We start from the raw sequence: 24,347 nt of genomic DNA, 5'->3' as shown, positions 1-24,347 counted from the left end.
TCAGAAATCCTTGCAAAGGCGCAGCGCGTCGTAAATCGCGCCGTGAATGTTGTGCATGGAAATGCAGTCGCCGACGCGGAACAGCAGGAAGCGGCCGTTACCGAGTTCTTCGCTGAGCGACGGTTGCGGCTCGGACGCGAAGAGCTTGTGTACGTCCACCTGGCCGCGATTCACGGACTCGGGCTTGAGGGTCCAGTAGAGCTGGTCGTTCGGCGTGCTGCCGTTCTCGATCACCACCTGATCGACCACGCGCTCTTCCTGTTCTTCCGTGTACTCGTTGCGGATCACGGCGATCTTCTTGCCGTCTTCCTCGTACACTTTGTCGAGCCAGTAGTTCGGCGTATGAATCACGCCTTGCGCGTAGAGGCGGCGATAAAAAATCGGGAACGTGGTGCCGCCAACGTCGTCGGCGACCTTCACATCAGGCGTCACGATCTCGACGTTCGAGCCGCGGCTCGACATGAAATCCGCAACGCCCGCGCCGGCGTGCGTGCTGACGCCGTCATAAACCAGCACGTTCTTGCCCGGCTCGACCTTGCCCGACAGGACATCCCATGAACTGACCGCGAGCCCTTCCTCGACGCCCCACGCCGCGACTTGCGACGTGAACGACGAACCGCCCGTGGCCAGCACCACAATGTCCGGCTTCTCGGCCATGATGGTTGTTTCGTCAGCAGCAACGCCGAGACGGCGATCGACACCGAGGCGCTTCGTTTCCATATCGAACCAGCGCACAATGCCCGCCATCTGCTCACGCTGCGGCGCTTTCGCGGCCAGCATGATCTGACCGCCAACCGTTTCGTTCTTCTCGAACAGCACCACGTCGTGACCGCGCGACTTCGCCACGCGCGCCGCTTCCAGTCCAGCGGGGCCCGCGCCGACCACGACTACCTTGCGTTTCGGCCCACGCGTCTTCGCGATCACGTGCGGCATGGTTTCTTCGCGTGACGTCGCGGCGTTCTGCACGCACAGCACGTCCAGCCCGTTGTACTGGCGGTCGATGCAATAGTTCGCGCCGACACATTGCTTGATCTCGTCTTCGCGGCCGTCGCGAATCTTGATGACCATATGCGGGTCGGCAATCTGCGCACGCGTCATGCCGACCAGATCGACCATGCCGCTCGCCAGCAACCGTTCCGCCTGACCCGCGTCGCGAATGCTTTGCGCATGCATCACCGGCAACTTCACCACGGATTTGATCCCCGCCGCGAGATGCACGAACGGTTCGGGCGGCAGCGCCATCGGCGGCATGCAGTTCGCCAGCGTGTTGTGCGTGTCCGCGCCGGAACCAATCACGCCGAGGTAATCGATCAGGCCGGTTTCGCTCATCGCCTGGGCGATCTCTTTCAGTTGTTCGTGATCGAGACCGTCTTCGTGGAATTCGTCGCCACACATCCGCAGACCGACGCAGAAATCCGCGCCCACCGCTTCGCGCACGGCCTTCAACACTTCGGTGCCGAAACGCAGACGGTTTTCGAGCGAGCCGCCCCATTCGTCGGTGCGGAAATTCGTGCGCGGACTCCAGAACTGATCGATCAGATGCTGGTGGGCCGCCGAGATCTCGATGCCGTCCATGCCGGCATCTTTCACGCGCTTCGCGGCCGCGGCAAAGTCCGAGATGATGCGGCGAATCTCTTCCACTTCGATGATCTTGGCATTGCCGCGGTGCACCGGCTCACGCACGCCCGAAGGCGACATCAGATGCGGCCAATGCTCGCCATGAAATGCCGAGCGCCGGCCCATGTGGGTAGCCTGAATCATGATCTTCGCGCCGTGCCGGTGCATCGCCTCGGCGAGCCGCGCGAGCGGATCGATGATCTTGTCGGTCGAGAGATTCACCGACTTCCACCAGCCTTGCGGGCTATCGATCGACGCCGGGCTCGAGCCGCCGCACACGGCGAGGCCGACGCCGCCCTTGGCCTTCTCTTCGTAGTAACGGATATAACGGTCGCCGGGCAGACCACCCGGCTCCGCATACACCTCCGCGTGCGCGGTGCTGACAATGCGGTTGCGCAACGTCAACTGGTTCAGCGTGAGAGGTTTGAAAAGGTTCGGGTAACGCATTGCGATCGACCTCGGAATGGATAGGCTGTGTGCTGCTTGTGTGCGTTGTCGTTACGACGCGAGCGGCGACACTTCGAACACGCAGTGGTCGTGGCCCTCAGCCGCACAGCGCGCTTCCTTCGAATGGGACGGCGGACCTTTGCGCTGTCCGTGCGGCGCGGTATCGTTGACCCAATCCATCGCGCCGGCGAACCAGCCAGCGAACATGTAGCAAAGCTTGCCTTCCTTGCCGGGCTGGGCGAGCACGAACGACGAGTGGTGCAATTCGATGCGGGCACGCGAACTGGATGGGTCGGCTTCCGTAATCGAGAAGAGACCCCAGCCGCGTTGCGACAGGCGATTCAGGTAATGCTCGAACACCGCCATGCCGGCAATGCCATGCTGTTTCGCTTCCTTGTCGCACCAGAAATACGCTGACTTGTAGCCGGCTTTGTAGAGAATCTCGGCATACGCGTCGATGCCGAGCGCTTCTTCGACCGCCGTATGATTGTTCGTGAAGAAGTGACGCGGCACGTAAAGCATCGGCAGCGCGTCGGTCGTCCAGACGCCGGTGTTCGGATCGACGTCGATAGGCAGTTGGGGTTGCATGTGGGGCTCCGTTTTTTATAGGTTCAGGTTCGGTGAATGGCGAATCAGACCGTCCACACTTCGCCGAATACCCGTACCCAGTTTTCGCCCATGATCTTCCTGATGCGCGTCTCGCTCCAGCCGGCGCGTTCCATCGCGGCCGTCAGGTTCGGAAACTCGCCGATCGTGCGAATGCCTTCCGGATTCACCACCTTGCCGAAGTTCGTCAACTGGCGATAACGGCCCTTGTCATGCGTGATCCAGTCGAAGAACTCGGTGCTGTAGCCTTGCGTGAAGTCCGTGCCAATCCCGACCTGGTCTTCGCCGATCAGATTCACTACGTATTCGATTGCCTCGATATAGTCGTCGACAGTCGCGTCCGGGCCGCGCTTGAGGAACGGCGCGAACATCGTGACGCCGACGAAGCCGCCCGCGTCGGCGATCTCTTTCAGTTGCTCGTCGCTCTTGTTGCGCGGATGCTCTTTCAGCCCCGACGGGCAGCAGTGCGAGTAGCACACCGGCTTGTTCGACGCGGCGATCGCTTCGGACGACGTCTTGCCGCCCACATGCGAGAGATCGACCATGATGCCGACGCGGTTCATTTCCTGAATCACTTCACGGCCATAACCCGACAGCCCGCCGTCGCGCTCATAGCAACCCGTGCCGACCAGATTCTGCGTGTTGTAGCAAAGCTGCACCACGTTCACGCCGAGGTCCTTGAAAGCCTCGATATAGCCGAGGTTGTCTTCGAACGCATGGGCGTTCTGGAAGCCGAAAATGATGCCTGTCTTGTTCTCTTTCTTCGCACGCAGGATGTCGGCGGTGGTGCGCACGAGCGTCAGGATCTCGCCGTATTCGCGGATCTGCTGCTTCATCTCGGCGATGTTGTCGACCGTCTTCTGGAAGCTTTCCCAGACCGACACCGTGCAGTTCACCGCGGTCACGCCGCCCTTACGCATATCTTCGAACACCGAGCGCTCGAACTTCGAAATGTTCAGACCGTCGATGATGATGCTGTTGTCGTGAAGAGTACTCATCGTTTGCTCCAGGCGTGCTCAGTAGATGGGAAAGCGTTCGCACAGCGCAAAAATCTCGCGGCGCACGCGTTGTTCGGTTGCGGCATGGCCTTCCGGGTGTTCGCGCAGCGCATCGAACACGTCGACGATCAAGCGCCCGACTTCGTGGAATTCGCTCACGCCGAAGCCGCGTGTCGTGGCCGCCGGCGTGCCGAGGCGAACCCCGGACGTGACAGTCGGCTTCTCGCTGTCGAAAGGAATGCCGTTCTTGTTGCAGGTGATGCCCGCGCGTTCCAGCGCCTGCTCGACCTGATTGCCCTTGAGGCCTTTGGGGCGAAGATCGACCAGCAGCAGATGGTTGTCGGTGCCGCCCGTCACCAGATCGACGCCGCCCGCTTTCAGCACCTCGCCGAGTGCCTTTGCATTGGCCAGCACGTTGTCGATGTAGGTCTTGAAGCCCGGTTGCAGTGCCTCGCCAAACGCCACCGCCTTGCCGGCGATCACATGCATCAGCGGGCCGCCTTGCAAACCTGGAAACACGGCAGAGTTGATTTTCTTGGCAATGTCTTCGTCATTCGTCAGAACAAAGCCGCCGCGCGGTCCACGCAACGTCTTATGCGTGGTCGAGGTGACGACGTGCGCGTGCTCGACCGGATTCTGATGACGCCCGGCCGCGATAATCCCGGCGATGTGCGCCATATCCACCATCAGCTTCGCCCCCACGCCATCGGCGATCTTGCGCAGCCGTGCGAAATCCAGCGCACGCGGATAAGCCGAAAAGCCCGCGATCAGCAGCGCCGGTTTATGCTGCTGCGCGAGTTCCTCGATCTGCTCGTAGTCGATCAGCATGGTGTCGCGATTCACGCCGTACTGGACCGCGTTGAACCACTTGCCCGACATCGCCGGCTTGGCGCCGTGGGTCAGGTGGCCGCCCGCGTCGAGCGACATGCCGAGCACCGTGTCGCCCGGCTTCACTAGCGCGAGCATCACCGCGCCGTTGGCCTGGGCGCCGGAATGCGGCTGCACGTTGGCGAATTTCGCGTTGAACAGTTGCTTGATGCGGTCCAGAGCCAGCGTTTCGATCACGTCGGCGTATTCGCAACCGCCGTAATAGCGCTTGCCCGGATAGCCTTCCGCGTACTTGTTGGTCAGCACCGAGCCCTGTGCTTCGAGCACCGCGCGCGACACGATGTTTTCCGACGCGATCAATTCGACTTGCGACTGCTGGCGCTCCAGCTCTTTCAAAACGGCGCCGCGCACCGCCGCGTCACGCGTAGCGAGCGATTCTTCGAAGAAAGGATTCGGGTTCGACATGGAAGGTCCGTGGGGTGGTTGGCGGAGGACCGGAAGCGGCTGCCAGTCTGGCTAAAACGCCCTGCTGCCACCGGTCTGCATTGCGTCTATTCTTGACTTTCGTCTCGCCCGCCAATTTACGAATTCAGACGCGTTCTTTGCCTTTTCCGCCATCCGCGTCCTTTTTCGACAAGTCGCAACAACAGGTTTCGAACGATCGTTAGCGATTCACGCCCATGCTGCACTGCAGCTGATCGTGGTGCGCGGTTCGGGTGCGCGTGCGGGCGCCGCTCGCTCCGTTGTGGTGCCGTTTGTCTGGCGATCTCTCGTTACTGACGGGCATCCGAGGGTTTAGCCTGATGGCACGTTAGTTGCCCTAGTACTCAAAATTGCAGGAGTCGCCGCTCCCCACGGCGGCGCGACATTACAGATTCGAAGGAATCATTTCCCCCATGTCCACCGATCGCACGGCGTCGCTGTCGCATTTCGCATTCATGCCGCTTCCGAACTTCACGATGATCGCGTTCACCAACGCAATCGAAGTTCTCCGCATGGCGAACTACCTGACAGGACAAACGCTTTACCGCTGGTCGATCGTGAGCCCCACAGGCGGGCCGGTGACGGCGAGCAACGGCCTCGCGGTCGATACCGGGCCAGTCGAATGCGTCGGTCAGCCGGATATCGTGTTCGTGGTCGGCGGCATCGACGTGCAGCGCGCCACCACTGCCGACCACCTCATCGCGCTGCGCCGCTTCGCCCGCACGGGCAGCGTGCTCGGCAGCCTGTGCACCGGCACCTATGCGCTGGCCCGTGCCGGTTTGCTGGCCGGCTATGCGTGTGCGATTCACTGGGAGAACATGTCGGCGCTCAAGGAAGAGTTTCCCGACACGCGCTTTCTGAAAGAACTGTTCGTGATCGATCGGGATCGCGTGACGTGCACGGGCGGCGTCGCGCCGCTCGACATGATGCTCAACCTGATCGCACCGCGTGTCGGCACGGCACGGGTCACGCAGATCGCCGAGCAGTTCATTGTCGAACATGTGCGCGATACCAGCGCGCAACAGAAAATGCCGCTGGTGGCGCGGCTTGGATCGGCCAACAAGTCGCTCTTCGAAGTGATCTCGCTGATGGAGAACAACATCGAAGAGCCGCTGTCGCGCGAAGAGCTCGCACGGCTCGCCGGCATGTCGCAACGGCAATTGCAGCGCCTGTTCCGCGAGCATCTGGGCATGACGCCCACACATTACTATCTGACGCTGCGCCTGCGGCGCGCCCGTGAATTGCTGCTGCAGACCGACATGTCGATCATGCATATCACCATGGCTTGCGGCTTCCAGTCGGCTTGCCACTTCTCGAAGAGCTATCGCGACGCGTTCGGCACCGCGCCGACCCGCGAGCGGCGCAGGCAGGTACCTTCCCTCGCCGCTGTGCCCGTCATGGCGGCGTGATTTCCGGCCTGCACTTCAGTTCTTCGCACCTGTCCAGCTAGCCGGCGCGGTATGGCCGGCGGCGTCATTCGCGCGTCGTTCACGCGTCGTTCGCAATGGCCCCGTGAACCATCGTCGTGCATGCGTTGAAGAACAAACAACGCATGCACCGTGTGCCGAGGTCAGGCCGCTTTCAACAGCCCGTGCGGATCGATCACAAACTTCTTCGGCGCGCCGCCATCGAACTGACGGTAACCGTCCGGCGCCTGGTCGAGCGAGACAACCGTCACATTCACGATGTCAGCGATCGGCAAGCGGTCCCACAAGATCGCTTGCATCAGATTGTGGTTGTACTTCATCACCGGGGTCTGTCCCGTATGGAAGGAGTGCGACTTGGCCCAGCCGAGACCGAAGCGGATGCTCAAACTGCCCCTGCGAGCAGCGGGGTCGGTAGCGCCCGGATCGTCCGTCACGTATAGGCCCGGAATGCCGATTGCGCCCGCGGCGCGGGTGATTTCCATCAGCGAGTTGAGCACCGTGGCCGGCGCTTCCTCATGCGAGCCGCTGCTGCCGTGGCCGTGTGCCTCGAAGCCGACGCAGTCCACCGCGCAATCCACTTCAGGCTTGCCGAGAATCTGCTCGATCTGTTCACCGAGCGTGGCGTCCTTCGACAGATCGATGGTCTGAAAACCCATCTTGCGCGCATGCGCGAGACGCGCCTCGTTCATGTCGCCGACGATCGTGCAGGCCGCGCCCAGCAAGCGCGCGGAAGCGGCCGCCGCCATCCCCACCGGCCCCGCGCCCGCAATGTAGACCGTGGCGCCAGGCTTCACGCCCGCCATCACCGCGCCGTGATAACCGGTCGGCAGAATGTCGGACAGGCATGTCAGGTCGCGGATTTTCGACATCGCCTGGGCGTGGTCAGGGAATTTCAGCAGATTGAAGTCGGCGTACGGCACCAGCACGTACTCGGCCTGGCCGCCGATCCAGCCGCCCATATCGACGTAACCATACGCCCCGCCGGCCCGTGACGGATTTACGTTCAGGCACACGCCGGTGTGCTGCGCCTTGCAGGTCGGACAGCGTCCACAAGCCACGTTGAAAGGCACCGACACCAGATCGCCGATCTTCAACGTTTCAACGTCGCGACCCACTTCGATCACCTCGCCCGTGATCTCGTGGCCGAGCACGAGGCCGACTTCGGCGGTCGTGCGGCCGCGCACCATGTGCTGATCGGAGCCGCAAATATTCGTGCTGACCACCTTGAGGATCACGCCGTGGCCGATTGACCGGCCACGCGGATCGACCATCTTCGGAAAGTCGATCGACTGCACTTCCACCTTGCCCTGCCCTAGATACACGACACCGCGATTGCTGCTCATTTGCCTGTCTCCATGTTCTGTGAGCGGCGCGCGCGATTCGATGTGGCACGCCGTTCAACGAGCGTAGCGCCCGCTGAAACAAAGGACATGCACCCAACGCGACACGGGTTTGGCTGGAACCGACACACAAGGTGCTGCCGAATGATCTGCTATTCTCGCTTTCACCCCCTGGCAACGCGTTTCGAGAATGCCACTGGCCCCGCGCGCGAACCCCACATCGCCATCGTGGCCGCGGCCTCAATTGCCGGAGCACGAACATCGCGCTGGTGGGTTAAGCGCGCGTCTCAACACGCATTTCCCACAAGGATCCCTTCATGCGTTTTCCGCTAAGACGAGCGTTCGCATCCGTCGTTTTGCTCATCACCACGCAGACTGTTTTTGCTCAAACCCCAAAAACCGTATTCCTTGAGGACCTGACCTGGACCGAACTGCGCGACCAGATTCAGGGGGGCAAGACCACCATCATCATCCCCATCGGCGGAACCGAGCAAAGCGGCCCCGACGTCGCGCTCGGCAAACACAATGCACGCGTCAAGGTGCTCTCGCAGCGCATCGCCGAGGGCCTCGGCAATGCGATCGTCGCGCCGGTCATCGCCTACGTGCCGGAGGGCGGCTACGCTCCGCCGACCTCGCACATGCGCTTTCCCGGCACGATCACCGTGCCGGACGACGTGTTCGAAAAGACCCTGGAATCCGCCGCGAACAGCTTCAAGGTCCACGGCTTCACCAACGTCGTCTTTCTCGGCGACCACGGCGGCTACCAGAACGACGTCAGGCACGCTGTAGCCCGGCTCAACAAGAGCTGGGCCGGCTCGAGCGCCCGCGCATTCGTGCCGCCTGAGTACTACGGCACCAGTTCAGACGGCTACGCGCAGATCCTGCGGCAGCACGGTGTCAGCGATGCCGAGATCGGCACGCACGCGGGACTCGCGGATACCTCGCTGCTGCTGGCGGTCGCGCCGCAGATGGTGCGGCTCGAGCGCCTGCGAAGCGGTCCGAAACTGGGACCGGCCGACGGCGTCTATGGCGGCGACCCGCGGCGCTCGAGCGTTGAGCTCGGTCAACTGGGCGTTAACGCGATCGTGTCGCGAACCATCGATGACATCAGGAAAGAGACCGCAAGCCGTTGAAGCATTCAACGGCTTGCCTGCTTGCGCCCCCGCTCACCCATTCACTCGATAACGGAATTCACCATGCAATTGTGTTCTCCCCACTTTTCGCGTGTTGCAACGGCTGCCGCCATCGCGCTGGCCGGTTTCTGCGCCGCCGGCGCTGCGTCGGCTGCGGCGGCTGTCGCCACGGTGGCCGGCATGCCGCCCGTAGTGAACCCCGATAATCTGTACAGCGAAGCGGGCGCAGGCCATATGAGCGCCGCAGTCGCCGGCGCGTTGCCGCGCGTCTATGTGCCGAACCTGCGTTCGAACGACGTCTACGTGATCGATCCGGCCACGCTGAAAGTGGTCGACAGGTTTCACGTCGGCTTCAGTCCACAGCACGTCGTTCCTGCATGGGATCTGCAGACGCTGTGGGTAGCCAACAACGCCGAAGGCCGCCCCGACGGCAGCCTGACCCCAATCGATCCGAAGACCGGCAAACCCGGCAAGCAGATCATGGTCGACGATCCCTACAACATGTACTTCACGCCGGACGGCAAAGAAGCGATCGTGGTGGCCGAAGCGCACGCGCGGCTGGACTTTCGCGATGCGCACACGATGGCGCTGAAATCGAGTCTAGAAGCGCCGCAGTGCAAGGGCATCAATCACGCCGATTTCTCGATCGACGGCAAGTACGCGCTCTTCACCTGCGAATTCGGCGGCAAGCTGGCCAAGATCGATCTCGTCAACCGCAAGGTCGTGGGCTACCTCGAACTCGATAAGAAGGGCATGCCGCAGGACATCCGCATCTCGCCGGACGGCAAGGTGTTCTATGTCGCCGACATGATGGCCGACGGCGTCCATGTGGTCGACGGCGACAGCTTCACGAAGATCGGCTTCATCAAGACCGGCGTCGGTACGCACGGCCTGTACCCGAGCCGCGACGGCACCCGGCTCTATGTGTCCAATCGCGGCTCCAATCTCGTGCACGGACCGAGACATGGCAAAGGCAGCATATCGGTGATCGATTTCGCCACGCGCAAGGTCGTCGCGAACTGGCCGATTCCGGGTGGCGGCAGTCCCGACATGGGTAATGTCAGCGCGGATGGCAAGATGCTGTGGCTGTCCGGGCGCTTCGACGACGTTGTCTACGCGATCGATACGACGACCGGCTCCGTCAAATCCATTCCGGTTGGCGCGGAACCGCATGGGCTCACCGTCTGGCCACAGCCTGGGCGCTATTCACTTGGCCACACGGGGAATATGCGTTGACCGGCGACTGGAAACCGGACTGCGCTCTCTAGAGAACAATGTGTTCCCTCGATGCATAGAGGGAACACGATTGCATCGCCGCACCGTTTTTATTGATTGACCGTTCAATATAAAAAAACTAATATGGCCCATCGAACACTTGGGTGGCCGGCCTGCGCCTGCCGCCTCCAGCACCATGCCCAAACTTGGAATGCGCGAAATCCGCCGCGCCCAACTGATCGACGCCACCCTGCTGACCATTGACCAGACGGGTCTAGCCGGTGCAACACTCGCCTCGGTCGCCCAGCGGGCGAGCATTTCCACCGGCATCGTCAGTCACTATTTCGGCGACAAGGACGGTTTGCTCGAAGCCACCATGCGCCACGTGCTGCGCGATCTGTGGCAAGCCACGTCGAGACGGCGCCGTGCGGCGAAAGCGGATCCTCGCTCGAAACTGCGCGCGGTCGTCGCGGCGAATTTCGACGCCGAGCAGACCAGCAGCCCGGTCATGAAAACCTGGCTCGCGTTCTGGTCCGAAAGCATGCACAAGCCGCAATTGCGGCGGCTTCAATACGTGAACACGCGGCGCCTGAACTCGAATCTGTGCGCGGATTTTTCCAAAGCGCTGCCGCGTGTGGCGGCGCGCCGTGCGGCGAGCGGTCTCGCGGCGCTGATCGACGGACTATGGCTGCGCGGCGCGTTGTCCGGCGAGCCTTTCGATACGAAGGCCGCACTGCGTGTGGCGAACGACTACATCGATCTGCTGCTGGAAGCACGCAACTAGCACGCGTCCCGAGCGGCGATATTTTCAGAAAAAGGAGCAAGTCATGGCGGTATTCGCAACGCAACGTCTCTATATAGGCGGCGCCTACGTCGACGCCACCAGTGGCGAGACTTTCGACACGCTCGACCCCGCCACCGGCGAAACGCTCGCGACCGTGCAACAAGCCTCGGCGGCCGACGTGGATCGCGCGGTGCAATCCGCTCGCGACGGCCAACGCGAGTGGGCCGCACTGACGGCCATGCAGCGCTCGCGCATCCTGCGCCGTGCGGTCGAGATCCTGCGTGAGCGCAATGACGAACTCGCCGCGCTCGAAACACGCGACACCGGCAAGGCGATCGCTGAGACCCGCGCTGTCGATATCGTCACGGGCGCGGACGTGATCGAGTATTACGCGGGATTGGCAACCGCTATCGAAGGTCAGCAGATTCCGCTGCGGCCGTCGTCGTTCGTTTATACGCGGCGTGAACCGCTGGGCGTATGCGCAGGTATCGGCGCGTGGAATTACCCGATCCAGATTGCGTGCTGGAAATCGGCGCCCGCGTTGGCGGCCGGCAACGCAATGATCTTCAAGCCGAGTGAAGTCACGCCCCTGTCCGCGTTGAAACTCGCTGAGATTTATACCGAAGCCGGTGTGCCGGCCGGCGTGTTCAACGTCGTCCAAGGCGACGGACGCGTGGGGGCCATGCTCGCCGCGCATCCCGACATCGAAAAGATTTCGTTCACCGGCGGCGTTGAAACAGGCAAGAAAGTCATGTCGCTGGCGGGCGCCTCGTCGCTGAAAGAAGTGACGATGGAACTGGGCGGAAAATCCCCCCTGCTCGTCTTCGACGACGCCAACCTCGAACGCGCCGCCGACATCGCCATGAGCGCCAACTTTTTCAGCTCGGGTCAGGTCTGCACGAACGGCACACGGGTATTCGTGCAGCGCAGTGTGCTGGAACGATTCGAGGCGCTGGTGCTGGAACGTGTCAAGCGGATTCGCGTCGGCTCACCCACTAACGCCGACACCAACTTCGGCCCGCTGGTCAGCGCCGCGCAATTGCACAAAGTGCTCGGCTACATTGAAAGCGGCGTGCAGGAAGGCGCACGGTTGATTGCCGGTGGCAAGCGGCTGACAGAAGGCCACTTCGGCAACGGCCAGTACGTCGAGCCGACGGTTTTCACCGGCTGCCATGACGCGATGCGGATCGTGCGCGAAGAAATCTTCGGCCCGGTGATGAGCATCCTTGTTTTCGACGACGAAGAAGAAGCAGTCTCGCGTGCGAACAGCACCGCGTTCGGTCTCGCCGCGGGCGTTGTCACGGAGAACCTGGCGCGCGCGCATCGCGTGATTCATCGTCTCGAAGCGGGTATTTGCTGGATCAATACGTGGGGTGAGTCGCCTGCGGAAATGCCGGTGGGTGGCTACAAGCAATCGGGCGTCGGCCGTGAGAACGGCATTACCACGCTCGAACACTACACCCGTATCAAATCCGTGCAGGTCGAACTCGGCCCGTATCAGCCCGTGTTCTAAGGAGGAGTGGCGATGGCTTCGAACGAATACGACTACATCATCGTCGGCGCGGGTTCGGCGGGCAACGTGCTCGCCTCGCGTCTGACCGAAGACGCGGGCGTGACCGTGCTGCTGCTCGAAGCAGGCGGTCCCGACTACCGTTTCGATTTCCGCACGCAGATGCCCGCGGCCCTCGCCTATCCGTTGCAGGGGCGGCGCTACAACTGGGCGTACGAAACCGACCCCGAGCCGCATATGAACAATCGCCGCATGGAGTGTGGGCGCGGCAAGGGGCTCGGTGGTTCGTCGCTGATCAACGGCATGTGCTATATCCGCGGCAATGCGCTCGATTACGACGGCTGGGCTGAGCGCCCCGGGCTGGAAAACTGGACCTATCTGGATTGCCTGCCGTACTTCCGCAAAGCCGAAACTCGCGATGTCGGCGCGAACGCGTATCACGGCGGCGACGGCCCGGTGCATGTGACAACGAGCAAGCCCGGCAACAACCCCTTGTTCGCCGCGATGGTCGAGGCCGGCGTGCAGGCGGGTTTTCCGCGCACCGACGATCTGAACGGCTATCAGCAGGAAGGCTTTGGCCCGATGGATCGCACGGTTACGGCGAACGGCCGACGCGCCAGCACCGCGCGCGGCTATCTGGATCGCGCGAAGACACGTCCGAATCTGACCATCGTGACGCATGCCATGACCGACCGTGTGCTGTTCTCGGGCAAGCGCGCGATCGGCGTCGCGTATCTGCATGATGGCAACGCAGTGACCGCGCATGCACGCCGCGAAGTGCTGGTGTGCAGCGGTGCGATTGCCTCGCCGCAGTTGCTGCAACGCTCAGGTGTCGGCCGCTCGACGTGGCTGCGCGAACTCGACGTGCCGCTCGTGCACGATCTGCCGGGCGTTGGCGAAAACCTGCAGGACCATCTGGAGATGTATATCCAGTACGAGTGCAAGGAACCCGTTTCGCTGTATCCGGCGTTGCAATGGTGGAATCAGCCTGCAATCGGGCTCGAGTGGATGCTCAACGGCACAGGTATTGGTGCGAGCAACCAGTTCGAAGCCGGCGGCTTCATCCGTACTCGCGACGATGATCTGTGGCCGAACATCCAGTATCACTTCCTGCCCGTCGCGATCAACTACAACGGTTCCAACGCGATCAAAATGCACGGCTTCCAGGCGCATGTCGGCTCGATGCGTTCGCCAAGCCGTGGCCGTGTGAAGCTCACGTCACGCGATCCTGCCGCGCATCCGAGCATCCTGTTCAATTACATGGCCGATCCGCTCGACTGGCGCGAATTCCGCGACGGTATCCGCATTACGCGCGAGATCATGCGACAGCCCGCGCTCGATCGCTATCGCGGCCGCGAGTTGAATCCGGGCGCGGAGTTGACCACGGACGAGCAACTCGACACGTTCGTGCGGATGCGCGCGGAGACGGCATTTCATCCGTCGTGCTCGTGCAAGATGGGTTATGACGATATGGCGGTGGTGGATAACGAAGGCCGCGTGCATGGCATGGAAGCATTGCGCGTCGTCGACGCGTCCATCATGCCGCTGATCACGACGGGCAATCTGAACGCTCCGACGATCATGCTGGCGGAGAAGATCGCGGATCGGATTCGTGGGCGGGAAGCGCTGGCGCGGGTGGAGACGCCGTACTTCGTGGCCCGCGGGGTGGCGTCGAGGAAACGCGAAGCAGCGGCGGTTTAATACCCGCCGGGCCGAACCAGGCGCCAACGAAAAAGCCGCGATCGATTTGAACTGCCCCCCAAAATCGTTGGACAGGTGTCCAACTTTTAGCGGGTAGTTCACTTCACGGCTTTTCTATATCCTGGTTAGCGGATAAGTGATCAATCCGGGGGGCTTAACGGCTCACAAGCGTCACCCCTTGCACGATCCCACGTCCCCGAAACATTCACTCACGCGCAGGACTCAACACCCCATGCGCATCCGGCTCAACCGCTTCCGACACCAAAGTCTCCAGTGCCAGCCCACGCGTCTCGATCCCCATGATCCACACTGCCGCCGCCGCGATCACAAAACACATCGCGCCGAGTGAGAACACGCCGCCTTGCCCGAACACCGGCAGCACGACACCGACCACATAAGGTCCGATCAACGAGCCCACGCGGCCAATCGCCGACGCAAAGCCAGATCCTGTCGCCCGCGCTCCGGTGCCGTAGAGCTCAGGGGTGTAGGTGTAAAGCACCGCCCACATGGCAAACATAAAGAACTGCATTGCCAGTCCGGCGCAGATCAGCAAGGTCGGCGTTTGTGCGTGCAGCGCGGTTTGTCCGTAGACATAAGCCATCACCGCGCTGCCGGCCAGCGACGCGATACAGGTCGGCTTGCGGCCCCAGCGTTCGACCAGCCACGCCGCGCAGATAAAGCCCGGAATCCCGCCGAGCGAAATCAGCACCGTGTACAGCACCGACTTCGTCACCGCAAAGCCCGCTTGCTGCATCAACGCGCCGAGCCACGACGTCAGTCCATAAAACCCAAGCAACGCGAAGAACCACAGCGTCCACACCATGATCGTGCGGCGCCGGTAGGCCGTGCTCCAGATCTCGCGAAACGCACTCGTGCCCTTCGCGGCCGGTGGTTCCTGCAACATCACCGGCGCGCGCAACTGGCTCAGACCGGCCGCTTTCATCACCTTCACTTCGACTTCGGTGAGAATCTTGTCCGCTTCGGCGAGGCGTCCGCGATGTTCCAGCCAGCGCGGCGATTCCGGCACGACGCGGCGCACGATCAAAACGAACACGGCCGGAATCGCCAGTAACGCGAACTCCGTGCGCCAGCCGAACGTCGGCAAGACGAAATACGACACCACGCCCGCCGTGATGAAACCGAGCGGCCAGAAACCGTCCATCAGCGCGATCAGTCGTCCACGTGACCTGGCAGGCACGAATTCGGACAAGAGTGTCTGCGCAATGGGAAACTCCATGCCCATGCCGACACCCAGCAGCACCCGATAGAAAATCAACGCCTCGACGCTCTGCGCGGTCGAGCACAGATACGACGCGAGGCCCCACAACACCATGCTCCACTGAAACACGGGGCGCCGTCCGAAGCGATCGGCCAGTAGGCCGGCAACCGCCGCGCCGATCACCATGCCGAAGAAGCTCGCGCTCGCGACCAGCCCCGCCGTCGCGCTCGACAGATGGAATTCGCTCTTGATCGAACCGAGCACGAAGGTCATGGTGCCGAGATCGACCGAGTCGAAAAAGAAGGCGACTGCGATGATGATGAAGATGGTCCGGTGATATCCGGAGAACGGCAGTCGCTCGAGTCTGGCGGCAGCGCTCGCGCGAGGCTGAAAAGCGGTAGACATGTCATCCCCTCGTTGATGCGGCGGCTGCCGCGTGGACGTTCCGATCAGTGGATTTCAGTAGACGCCGACATAATTCGGCCACATAGAAGAAATACGTCATCGGGATGGAATGGGGGCGTCGCTCCGCTCATGCGCGCGCTGGAGAACGTCCGGGTGGGATATGCCTTGACGGCGAAGAGGCGCTTTACGCTCGCAGCCGCGCACGCGCAGCGCCGGCAATGCGCGCGAGCGCATCCGCACTCAAGCGCGCGGCGATTTTCTCGACGTATTCGTGATGCCGCGACTGCAGCGGTGCGCCCAGTTGCTGCGCGAGGAGATAGCGGATCAAGGCGATGCGCCCGTGCCGTAACGCAATGCTCTGATCGAGCAAAGCGAGCGCGGCGTGGGCGTCGCCCTGCTGGCACGCGCGCTCGGTGAGACGCGCGGTGGCTAGACGTGTCGACGTCATGTCAGTGGCTGCCTGCGAGAGCCGCGAGCGGTGCCTCAGCAAGACACCGCCCGGCGCGCCTCACGACATGAGCGGCTCGGCCGCGTCGAGCATCATCTTGACGAAGTAGTCCGCGAAGCTGCGGCGCACGACGATATCGAAACTGTCCGCGCCGGTGGGCAACAGCGTCATCGATGCCTTGAAATAATGGCTCTGCGCGCACTGCCCCTCCCCAAACAGTTTGGGATGCAGATCGAGTGGGCAACCACGCGCCAGCACGTCGCGCGTGCGCGTGCCGCTGATCTCGAGCACCGTATAGCCGCTGCCGATATCCACCGCCGACGCGAACACACCCGCGAAGGCCGCGCCGAGCTTCGCCTGCAACGGTGCGGTGCGGGTCGCCTCGTGCGCCGTCGCCGAGCGCACCAGCCACTCGTCGGGACCGAGCCACAGCAGGTCGTAGCCATTGCCGTGCGCAATGGTATTGGCCTTCTCGGGCGGCCGGCAGCCGATCACGCTTTCCACCGCGCTCACGAACGCCGCGTCGCGCGTGTCGCCACGCACATTCACCAGTTCCAGAAACGGCCGCTCGCTCAAGCGGAATGCCGCCGACACCGTGGCCTGATGTTTCTTCAGCAGCGCATCCGTCCCGACCAGCGGCGACTCCTGCCACACACCCGTCTGATTGCCGACGGCGCGATTGACCGCCGACACCGTCCCTCTTGTTTCATTCCACATGTTGTCGTGCTCCTTCGCTGTCGTAGAACACCGAACTGGTAACCTTGGCTGCGATCTGCTTGCCGCTCGCGAGCGGAATCGTGACCGTTTCGCCGATCTTGTCAAGGCCGCCCTTTAACACCGCCATGGCAATCGAGCGCTTCAGGATCGGGCTGTAATAGCTCGACGTGACGTGACCGAGCATGGGTGCGGTATCGCCCTGGAAGGGGCCCGCGACGATCTGCGAGCCTTCGGGAATCACGAACGAGGGATCCTCCGGCAGCAGCCCGACCAGTTGCTTGCGCCCCGCCTTTGCGGTATCCGTTCGCGTCAATGAACGCTTGCCGAGAAAGTCCTTCGACTTCGCGATCAGGCCGCCCATGCCCAGATCGTACGGCGTCATCGAACCGTCCGTATCCTGGCCGACGATGATGTAACCCTTCTCCGCCCGCAGCACGTGCATGGTTTCCGTGCCATACGGCGTGATGTCGAATTCCGCACCGGCGGCCATCAGCGCTTCCCACACCGCGCGACCCACATTCGCCGGCACGTTCACTTCATAAGCCAGTTCGCCCGAGAAACTGATCCGCATCACGCGCGACGCCGCGCCCGCCACCGTGCCTTCGCGATAGCTCATGAACGGAAATGCCGCGTTCGCAAAGTCGATGTCGTGGCACACCTTCTGCAAGACCTTGCGGCTGTTCGGGCCGACCACGGCGAAGGTTGCCCAGTGATCCGTCACGGAAGCGAGCCGCACGCGCATGTCCGGCCATTCGGTTTGCAGCCAGCGTTCGAGCCACGTGAGCACGCGTGCCGCGCCGCCCGTGGTGGTGGTCATCATGTAGTGCTGGTCGGCGAGCCGCACCGTCACGCCATCATCGAAGATCATGCCGTTTTCATCGAGCATCAGGCCGTAACGGCACTTGCCGACTTCCAGCTTGCTCCACGGATTCGTGTAGACCCAGTTCAGCAGTTTCGCGGAGTCGGGACCCTGAATGTCGATCTTGCCGAGCGTCGAGGCATCGAGAATGCCGACGCTCGTGCGCACCGCCAGCGATTCGCGCGCGACAGCGGCGTGCATATCCTCGCCCGGCTTCGCGAAGTACCAGGGGCGCTTCCAGTTGCCGACATCCTCAAACGCCGCGCCATTTTCCACATGCCATTCGTGCACCGCCGTCTTGCGCACCGGATCGAGAAACTCGCCCAGCTCGCGGCCTGCAAACGTGCCGAACGTGACCGGCGTGTAGTTCGGACGGAACGTCGTGGTGCCCGTTTCAGGAATCGTTTTGCCGAGTGCCTGCGCGAGAATCGCCATGCCGTTGATGTTGCCGAGCTTGCCCTGATCGGTGCCGAAGCCCATCGCGGTATAGCGCTTCACGTGTTCGACCGATTCGAAACCTTCACGCGCCGCGAGAAAAATATCGGCTGCTGACACGTCGTTCTGAAAATCGACGAACTGCTTGGGACCGCGCGTCGCGAGTTCGCGGCCGCCCACGAGCCACAGCGGTTGCATCTTCGCCTCGGTAATCTCGGCCACCTGCACCGCATTCGGCCTAACGACGATATGGCCGGCTGCTCGCGCCGCCTCGGCACCGGCGTCGAGCGCAAAGCGAATGCCTTGTCCGAGCGTGAAGTCGCCGGCACACGCGCCGACACTCGTCTCCGCCTGCATTGCCTTGCCCGGCACGAAGCAGGCTTTGCCGTCATGCCAGTGCGCCTTGCCGCCCGACTGGGCGAACAGATGCAGCACCGGGCTCCAGCCGCCGGACATCGCGAGCAGATCGCAGGGCAGTTCGCCCTGCTTCGCCCCGACCTGTCCGTTCGCATACGACGCCACCTCGACCGAGGCGACCCGCAGCTTGCCGTGCGCCGCTGTCACTACCACGCCGTTCATCACCTTGACGCCGTAGCGACGTGCAAGCGCGGGCAACGAGCCCTTCGATTCGCTCGCGCGGGGATCGACGACCGTGACCTGGGCGCCGGCCGCTTTCAGATCGAGCGCGCATTGATAACCGTCGTCGTTGTTCGTGAACACGACGGCATTGCGGCCCGGCAATACCGCATAGCGATGCAGATACGTGGACACCGCCGACGCCAGCATCACGCCCGGCAGATCGTTATTGCCGAACACGATCGGCCGCTCATGCGCGCCGGTTGCGAGAATCACGCGTTTCGCGCGGATCTTCCACATCAGCTCGCGCGTGCCCGTTCTCTGCGACACCGGCAGATGTTCCGTGAGGCGCTGCGTGACGGTAATGAGGTTATGGTCCTGATAACCGAACGCCGTGCTGCGGCACAGGATTTTCACGTCGGGCATCTGCCGCAGTTCGTCCTCGATCTTGTGGACCCATTGCAGCGCCGGTTTGCCGTCGATCTCCGCGCGGCACGACAGCAGCGAGCCGCCGAGTTCCGGCTGATCGTCGATCAACGTCACGCGTGCGCCGGACAGTGCCGCCGCATGCGCGGCCGCCAGACCCGTCGGGCCACCGCCGACCACCAGCACGTCGCAATGCGCAAAGCACTTGTCGTAGCGATCCGCATCGGTTTGCTCGGGCGCCTTGCCGAGACCGGCCGCATCGCGGATCACTTCTTCATACTTCGGCCAGAACTTGCGCGGCCACATGAAGGTCTTGTAGTAGAAGCCCGCCGGAATGAAGCGCGCGAACTTCTGGTTGATCGCCATGCGGTCTTTCTCGATGCTCGGCTTCGCGTTCACGCTGGTCGCAACGAGCCCCTGATACAGCTCCACTTCGGTTGCACGCGCGTTCGGCACCGTGTACGCGCCGGTTTCGAGCTGGACGATTGCATTCGGCTCTTCCACACCCGCCGTCACGATGCCGCGCGGCCGGTGATACTTCCAGCTACGCGCCACAAAGTGTTCGCCGTTCGCGAGCAGCGCGGACGCGAGCGTGTCGCCCTGATAGCCCTGATACTTGCGCCCGTTGAACGTGAAGTTCAGTACGATCGCGCGGTTGATGCGCCCGCCAGCGGGGAGTCGGTCTTTCTGGCTCATGGTGCCTTACCCTCGTTTGCCTTGCCTTGTGCGTTCGCCTCATTGCCGTCCAGCGTGAGCAGTGGACGCTCGAACGTTTCGTAGCCCTGAATCTCGTAGCTCACCGTGTCGCGCTGCGCCTTGAACCAGCGGCGGCATCCTTGCGTGTGCATCCATTGCTCGCGATGCACGCCGCGCGGATTCTTGCGCATGAACAGGTAGTCGCCCCATTCCTTGTCGGTGAGTTTCTCGGTATCCAGCGGACGGGCAATGTCCGCTTCGCCCCCGCACGAGAATTCGGTTTCGGCGCGTGGCCCGCACCACGGGCATTCGATCAGCAGCATCTGGTTTTCCTCCGTGTCGGCGTTAGTGGGCAACAGCGGCAGCGCCGTGTTCATCGATCAGGTGACCGGTATAAAAACGATCCAGCGAGAACGGCGCGTTCAACGGATGCGGCTCGTCTCTCGCAATCGTGTGCGCATAGGCCCAACCCGACCCGGGCGTCGCCTTGAAGCCACCCGTACCCCAGCCGCAGTTGAAGTAAAGTCCCTTGACGTCGGTCTTGCTGATGATCGGGCACGCATCCGGCGACACGTCGACGATGCCGCCCCACTGGCGATTCATCCGCACGCGCGAGAACACCGGGAACATTTCGACGATCGCTTCGAGCGTGCCTTCGATGATCTGGAAACTGCCGCGTTGACCGAAGCCCGTGTATTGATCGACGCCCGCGCCGATCACCAGATCGCCCTTGTCGGACTGGCTGATGTAGGCATGCACCGCATTCGACATCACGACCGTATTGACCACCGGTTTGATCGGTTCCGACACCAGCGCCTGCAGCGGATGACTCTCCAGAGGCAAGCGGATACCGGCCATGTCGGCGAGCGTGGACGTATTACCCGCCGCGACCACCGCGACCTTCTTCGCCTTGATGAAACCCTTGGTGGTATCCACGCCGACCACCTGGCTGCCGTCGCGGCGAATCCCGGTGACCTGACAGTTCTGCACGATATCGACACCCGCCTGATCCGCCCCGCGAGCAAAGCCCCACGCCACCGCGTCATGCCGCGCCACGCCGCCGCGACGCTGAATCGACGCGCCGAGCACCGGATAGCGGCTATTCAGATTGATGGTCGGCTCGATTTCCTTGATCTGCGCCGGCGTGAGGAATTCGGCGTCCACCCCGTTCAGCCGGTTTGCATTCACCCGGCGCTCGGTATCACGCACGTCCTGCAACGTGTGCGCGAGGTTCATCACACCGCGCTGGCTGAACATCACGTTGTAGTTCAGGTCTTGCGAAAGCCCTTCCCACAGCTTCATCGCCTTCTCGTAGAGCGCGGCGGATTCGTCCCACAGATAATTCGAGCGCACGATGGTCGTATTGCGCGCCGTATTGCCACCGCCAATCCAGCCCTTCTCCAGCACGGCGATATTGCGTACGCCATGCTCCTTGGCGAGGTAGTAGGCCGTGGCGAGACCATGCCCGCCGCCGCCCACGATCACGACGTCGTATTCGCGCTTAGGCTCCGGGCTCTTCCACTGACGCTCCCAGTTCTCGTGATACGACATCCCGTTGCGCAACAGGCTGAATATCGAATAGCGGCTCATTGTTGGTCCTTTGGGTCCTTTTGATCCTGTTGTTACGCTTTGCTGCCTGACTGGTTCAGCTCAACACTCGATGACGTTCACGGCGAGTCCGCCGCGCGACGTCTCCTTGTATTTGGTCTTCATGTCCGCGCCGGTTTCGCGCATGGTCTTGATCACGTTATCGAGCGACACGTAGTGCTGGCCGTCGCCTTTCATCGCCATGCGCGCGGCGTTCAGCGCCTTGATCGCGCCCATGGCGTTACGTTCGATGCAGGGAATCTGCACGAGCCCGCCAACCGGGTCGCAGGTCATGCCTAGGTTGTGTTCCATGCCGATTTCCGCGGCGTTTTCCACTTGTGTCGGCGTGCCGCCCATCACGGCGGCGAGCGCGGCCGCGGCCATCGAACAGGCCACGCCCACCTCGCCCTGGCAGCCCACCTCCGCACCCGAGATCGACGCGGTTTCCTTGTAGATGATGCCGATCGCCGCGGCCGTCAGCAGGAACGTGACGATGCCCTCGTCGTTCGACGCATGCATGAATTTCACGTAGTAATGCAGCACGGCGGGAATCACGCCGGCCGCGCCGTTGGTCGGCGCCGTGACGACGCGCCCGCCCGCAGCATTCTCTTCGTTGACGGCCATCGCGTAGAGATTGACCCAGTCGAGCATCGAGAGTGGATCGCGCAACGACTCTTCCGAGTGCGAGCGCAGTTGCGCGCACAGATCGGCGGCGCGGCGCTTCACGTGCATCGGACCGGGTAGCTCGCCGCGCACCTTGCAGCCACGTTCTACGCAAGCGGACATGACGCGCCAGATCGCCAGCAGCCCTTCGCGTACCTCCTGCTCAGTGCGCGACGCGCATTCGTTGCGCAGCGTCACCTGGGCGATCGACAGACCGGTTTCACGGCACACGCGCATCAGATCATCGCCGGTGCGAAACGGATACGGCACCTCCGCGCCGGCGCGCAGACCGTTGACGCGGTCGCCTTCGCGGTTGATCACGAAGCCGCCGCCGATCGAGTAATACTCTTTTTCCACCAGCAGTTGGCCGTTTTCGTCGAAAGCCTGAAAACGCATGCCGTTCGGATGCACGATGCTCGAACCTGGCGCGCCCGGCATCAGCTTGCGGAAGAAGCCGAGTTGTTCGCGCTCGTCGAATTTGACCGGGTGCGTGCCAAGCAGCATCAGTTGCTTTGTTTCGCGAATCGCCCGCAGACGCGGCTCGATCAAGTCCGGGTCGATCAGGTCGGGCAGATTGCCTTCGAGACCCAGCAGTACCGCCTTGTCGGTGCCGTGGCCCTTGCCGGTCGCGCCGAGCGAGCCGAACAGTTCGACCTTGACGCGACGCACGAAGCCCAACAGATTGGCGTCTTCGATATGCGAGGCGAAGCGGCACGCAGCGATCATCGGCCCGACGGTGTGCGAGCTGGAGGGACCGATGCCGATCTTGAACAGATCGAAAACGCTGACGTTCATGGCGTGCCTTATGCGTTGCGATACCAGGATTAGCTGGGTGGCCGGGTTTGGCCTGAATTAGCCCCTATTGCACCGCACGTCAATTTGGACCGATAGAATAAAAACGGCATGACAGTGGGATAGTGGCGTCAAGCGGGCCGCGCCCCAAGCCCCGCGACGGATTTGCGATGACTTCTGACGCATTTGCGACAGGCGCACGGCTTGCGGCTGGCGATGCTGAGGACCGCGCTGAATGTGCCGCGAATGGGTCGCGATTGGACTGCGAATGGCTCGCTATCCCCGGTGCTATGCTTGATCAACTCCTTCCCTTGCTGGCTGCATGCATGAATTCCGCTGAACCGCGTCCCCTTCAATCAATCGACGGCCCCACGAGGCAACGCATCCGCTTTGGCATCATCCTGCTGCCGAACTTCACGTTGACGGCGTTCTCCGGGTTCGTCGACCTGTTGCGCCTGTCCGCGGACGAAGGCGACTTCAGCAAGCCCGTGCGCTGTTCGTGGAGCGTGATAGGGGAAACCCTCGCCCCGGTGCGCGCGAGTTGCGGGATTCAGATCACGCCGTGGGAAACCTTCGACAACGCCGAGCCGTTCGATTACGTCGTCGTGGTGGGTGGTCTGCTGCATTCCGGGCCGGCCGCGAACGACGCGACGCTGGCCTTCATCCGCCGCGCCGCCGCTACCGATGCAACGCTGGTCGGCATGTGCACCGGCGTGTTTTCGCTGATGCGCGCGGGCGTGCTGGACGGCCACCGCATCTGCGTGAGCTGGTTTCACTACTGGGATTTCATCGAACGCTTTCCGACGGTCAATGAGGAGACACTGGTGGCGGACAGGCTGTTCGTGATCGACCGCCGGCGCATTACGTGTTCGGGCGGACGCGCGTCGATCGACGTGGCCGCCGCGATTCTGTTGCGCCACTTTGAAACGGCCACGGTGCAAAAAGCGCTGCGGATTCTGCTGGTCGACGACATGCAGAAAGGCAATGCACCGCAGCCGCATCCGCCTGGCCTTGCGCCCGCCGCGCACCCCAAGGTGAAGCGCGCGATTCTGCTGATGGAACAGCACGTGGGCCGCTCGTTGTCGCTCGATGAACTGGCGGGCAAGCTCGATCTGTCACCGCGTCAGCTCGAGCGGCTCTTCAAGGCGGAAACCGGCAAGGCGCCGCAGGCCTACGCGAAGCAGGTACGTCTACGCACCGCCGCGTGGCTGCTGACGAGTTCCGATAAAACCGTGGCGGACATCGCCTCGAGTTGCGGTTTTTCCGATGCCTCGCATCTGGGCCGCGAATTCCGCAAGCAGTTCGGCCTGCCGCCGATGATGTACCGCGAGCAACGTGGCACGGCGGCGGAAGTAGATGACGGTTCGGGATATGACGAAACGTTCCCAGGGCGTGCGCAGGCGATCTGAGCGCGGCGTTTGTCGGTTTGTCGTCC

19 protein-coding genes are annotated in these 24,347 nt (G+C 62.6%); 7 read left to right on the top strand and 12 right to left on the bottom strand.

What is annotated here, in order from left to right; genetic code table 11:
* The 4 genes from PQR67_RS23740 to PQR67_RS23725 are packed head-to-tail and all read right to left on the bottom strand — an operon-like array spanning window position 1 to window position 4,961.
* Entirely contained in the window at window positions 1-2,064 is a 2,064-nt protein-coding gene (locus PQR67_RS23740; protein ID WP_408464657.1) for an oxidoreductase, read from the bottom strand.
* A 51-nt stretch (window positions 2,065-2,115) separates the two neighbouring features.
* A complete protein-coding gene (locus tag PQR67_RS23735; RefSeq protein ID WP_408464655.1) occupies window positions 2,116-2,652 on the bottom strand; it encodes a DUF5943 domain-containing protein in 537 nt (178 codons plus the stop codon).
* Between the two features lie 44 nt (window positions 2,653-2,696).
* On the bottom strand, window positions 2,697-3,668 hold the full coding sequence (locus PQR67_RS23730) for a dipeptidase (RefSeq protein WP_408464653.1): 972 nt from the start codon (window positions 3,666-3,668) through the stop codon (window positions 2,697-2,699).
* An 18-nt stretch (window positions 3,669-3,686) separates the two neighbouring features.
* Entirely contained in the window at window positions 3,687-4,961 is a 1,275-nt protein-coding gene (locus PQR67_RS23725; RefSeq protein WP_408464651.1) for a serine hydroxymethyltransferase, read from the bottom strand.
* 431 nt (window positions 4,962-5,392) lie between these two features.
* Between PQR67_RS23725 and PQR67_RS23720 the strand changes: the two genes are divergently transcribed.
* Complete coding sequence (locus PQR67_RS23720; protein WP_408464649.1) at window positions 5,393-6,388, top strand: GlxA family transcriptional regulator; 996 nt, start codon at window positions 5,393-5,395, stop codon at window positions 6,386-6,388.
* Between the two features lie 161 nt (window positions 6,389-6,549).
* Here the strand turns inward: PQR67_RS23720 and fdhA are convergent, their stop codons facing one another.
* Window positions 6,550-7,749 (bottom strand): formaldehyde dehydrogenase, glutathione-independent, encoded by a 1,200-nt coding sequence (gene fdhA, locus PQR67_RS23715; protein ID WP_408464647.1) that lies wholly within the window; start codon window positions 7,747-7,749, stop codon window positions 6,550-6,552.
* Window positions 7,750-8,063: 314 nt separating this feature from the next.
* Here fdhA and PQR67_RS23710 point away from each other — a divergent pair, with 314 nt between their 5' ends.
* From PQR67_RS23710 to betA, 5 genes are all read left to right on the top strand, one after another.
* Window positions 8,064-8,879: a creatininase family protein gene (locus tag PQR67_RS23710; protein WP_408464645.1), complete on the top strand. Its 816-nt coding sequence runs from the start codon at window positions 8,064-8,066 to the stop codon at window positions 8,877-8,879.
* 63 nt (window positions 8,880-8,942) lie between these two features.
* Window positions 8,943-10,115: a YncE family protein gene (locus PQR67_RS23705; RefSeq protein ID WP_408464643.1), complete on the top strand. Its 1,173-nt coding sequence runs from the start codon at window positions 8,943-8,945 to the stop codon at window positions 10,113-10,115.
* Window positions 10,116-10,290: 175 nt separating this feature from the next.
* The gene (gene betI / locus PQR67_RS23700) at window positions 10,291-10,878 is read left to right on the top strand and encodes a transcriptional regulator BetI (protein ID WP_408464638.1); all 588 of its coding nucleotides are present in this window, start codon (window positions 10,291-10,293) and stop codon (window positions 10,876-10,878) included.
* 43 nt (window positions 10,879-10,921) lie between these two features.
* Window positions 10,922-12,391: a betaine-aldehyde dehydrogenase gene (betB, locus tag PQR67_RS23695; RefSeq protein ID WP_408464636.1), complete on the top strand. Its 1,470-nt coding sequence runs from the start codon at window positions 10,922-10,924 to the stop codon at window positions 12,389-12,391.
* Window positions 12,392-12,403: 12 nt separating this feature from the next.
* On the top strand, window positions 12,404-14,089 hold the full coding sequence (gene betA / locus PQR67_RS23690) for a choline dehydrogenase (protein WP_408464634.1): 1,686 nt from the start codon (window positions 12,404-12,406) through the stop codon (window positions 14,087-14,089).
* Between the two features lie 205 nt (window positions 14,090-14,294).
* On the opposite strand, the gene PQR67_RS23685 is transcribed toward betA, so the two are convergent.
* The 7 genes from PQR67_RS23685 to PQR67_RS23655 all read right to left on the bottom strand — a co-directional run bounded on the left by PQR67_RS23685 (window position 14,295) and on the right by PQR67_RS23655 (window position 22,915).
* Window positions 14,295-15,713, bottom strand: a complete 1,419-nt coding sequence (locus tag PQR67_RS23685; RefSeq protein WP_408464632.1) for an MFS transporter — start codon at window positions 15,711-15,713, stop codon at window positions 14,295-14,297.
* Between the two features lie 184 nt (window positions 15,714-15,897).
* Window positions 15,898-16,161 (bottom strand): hypothetical protein, encoded by a 264-nt coding sequence (locus PQR67_RS23680; RefSeq protein WP_408464630.1) that lies wholly within the window; start codon window positions 16,159-16,161, stop codon window positions 15,898-15,900.
* A gap of 60 nt (window positions 16,162-16,221) precedes the next feature.
* Window positions 16,222-16,878, bottom strand: a complete 657-nt coding sequence (locus PQR67_RS23675; protein ID WP_408464628.1) for a sarcosine oxidase subunit gamma — start codon at window positions 16,876-16,878, stop codon at window positions 16,222-16,224.
* Window positions 16,868-19,870, bottom strand: coding sequence for a sarcosine oxidase subunit alpha family protein (locus PQR67_RS23670; protein ID WP_408464626.1), 3,003 nt, complete (start codon window positions 19,868-19,870; stop codon window positions 16,868-16,870). Before PQR67_RS23670 ends, PQR67_RS23675 begins: the two co-directional genes overlap by 11 nt.
* Window positions 19,867-20,193 (bottom strand): sarcosine oxidase subunit delta, encoded by a 327-nt coding sequence (locus PQR67_RS23665; RefSeq protein WP_408464757.1) that lies wholly within the window; start codon window positions 20,191-20,193, stop codon window positions 19,867-19,869. Before PQR67_RS23665 ends, PQR67_RS23670 begins: the two co-directional genes overlap by 4 nt.
* 22 nt (window positions 20,194-20,215) lie before the next feature.
* The gene (locus tag PQR67_RS23660) at window positions 20,216-21,460 is read right to left on the bottom strand and encodes a sarcosine oxidase subunit beta family protein (RefSeq protein ID WP_408464624.1); all 1,245 of its coding nucleotides are present in this window, start codon (window positions 21,458-21,460) and stop codon (window positions 20,216-20,218) included.
* Window positions 21,461-21,520: 60 nt separating this feature from the next.
* The gene (locus PQR67_RS23655; protein WP_408464622.1) at window positions 21,521-22,915 is read right to left on the bottom strand and encodes an L-serine ammonia-lyase; all 1,395 of its coding nucleotides are present in this window, start codon (window positions 22,913-22,915) and stop codon (window positions 21,521-21,523) included.
* Between the two features lie 323 nt (window positions 22,916-23,238).
* Here PQR67_RS23655 and PQR67_RS23650 point away from each other — a divergent pair, with 323 nt between their 5' ends.
* On the top strand, window positions 23,239-24,321 hold the full coding sequence (locus PQR67_RS23650) for a GlxA family transcriptional regulator (RefSeq protein WP_408464620.1): 1,083 nt from the start codon (window positions 23,239-23,241) through the stop codon (window positions 24,319-24,321).
* The last annotated feature ends 26 nt before the right edge of the window (window positions 24,322-24,347 follow it).

The organism is Paraburkholderia fungorum (genome assembly GCF_046026025.1).
Classification (GTDB): Bacteria; Pseudomonadota; Gammaproteobacteria; order Burkholderiales; family Burkholderiaceae; genus Paraburkholderia; species Paraburkholderia fungorum_E.
The sequence above is the reverse complement of the archived record's forward strand: the minus strand, read 5'-3'. Positions and strand labels throughout refer to the sequence as shown.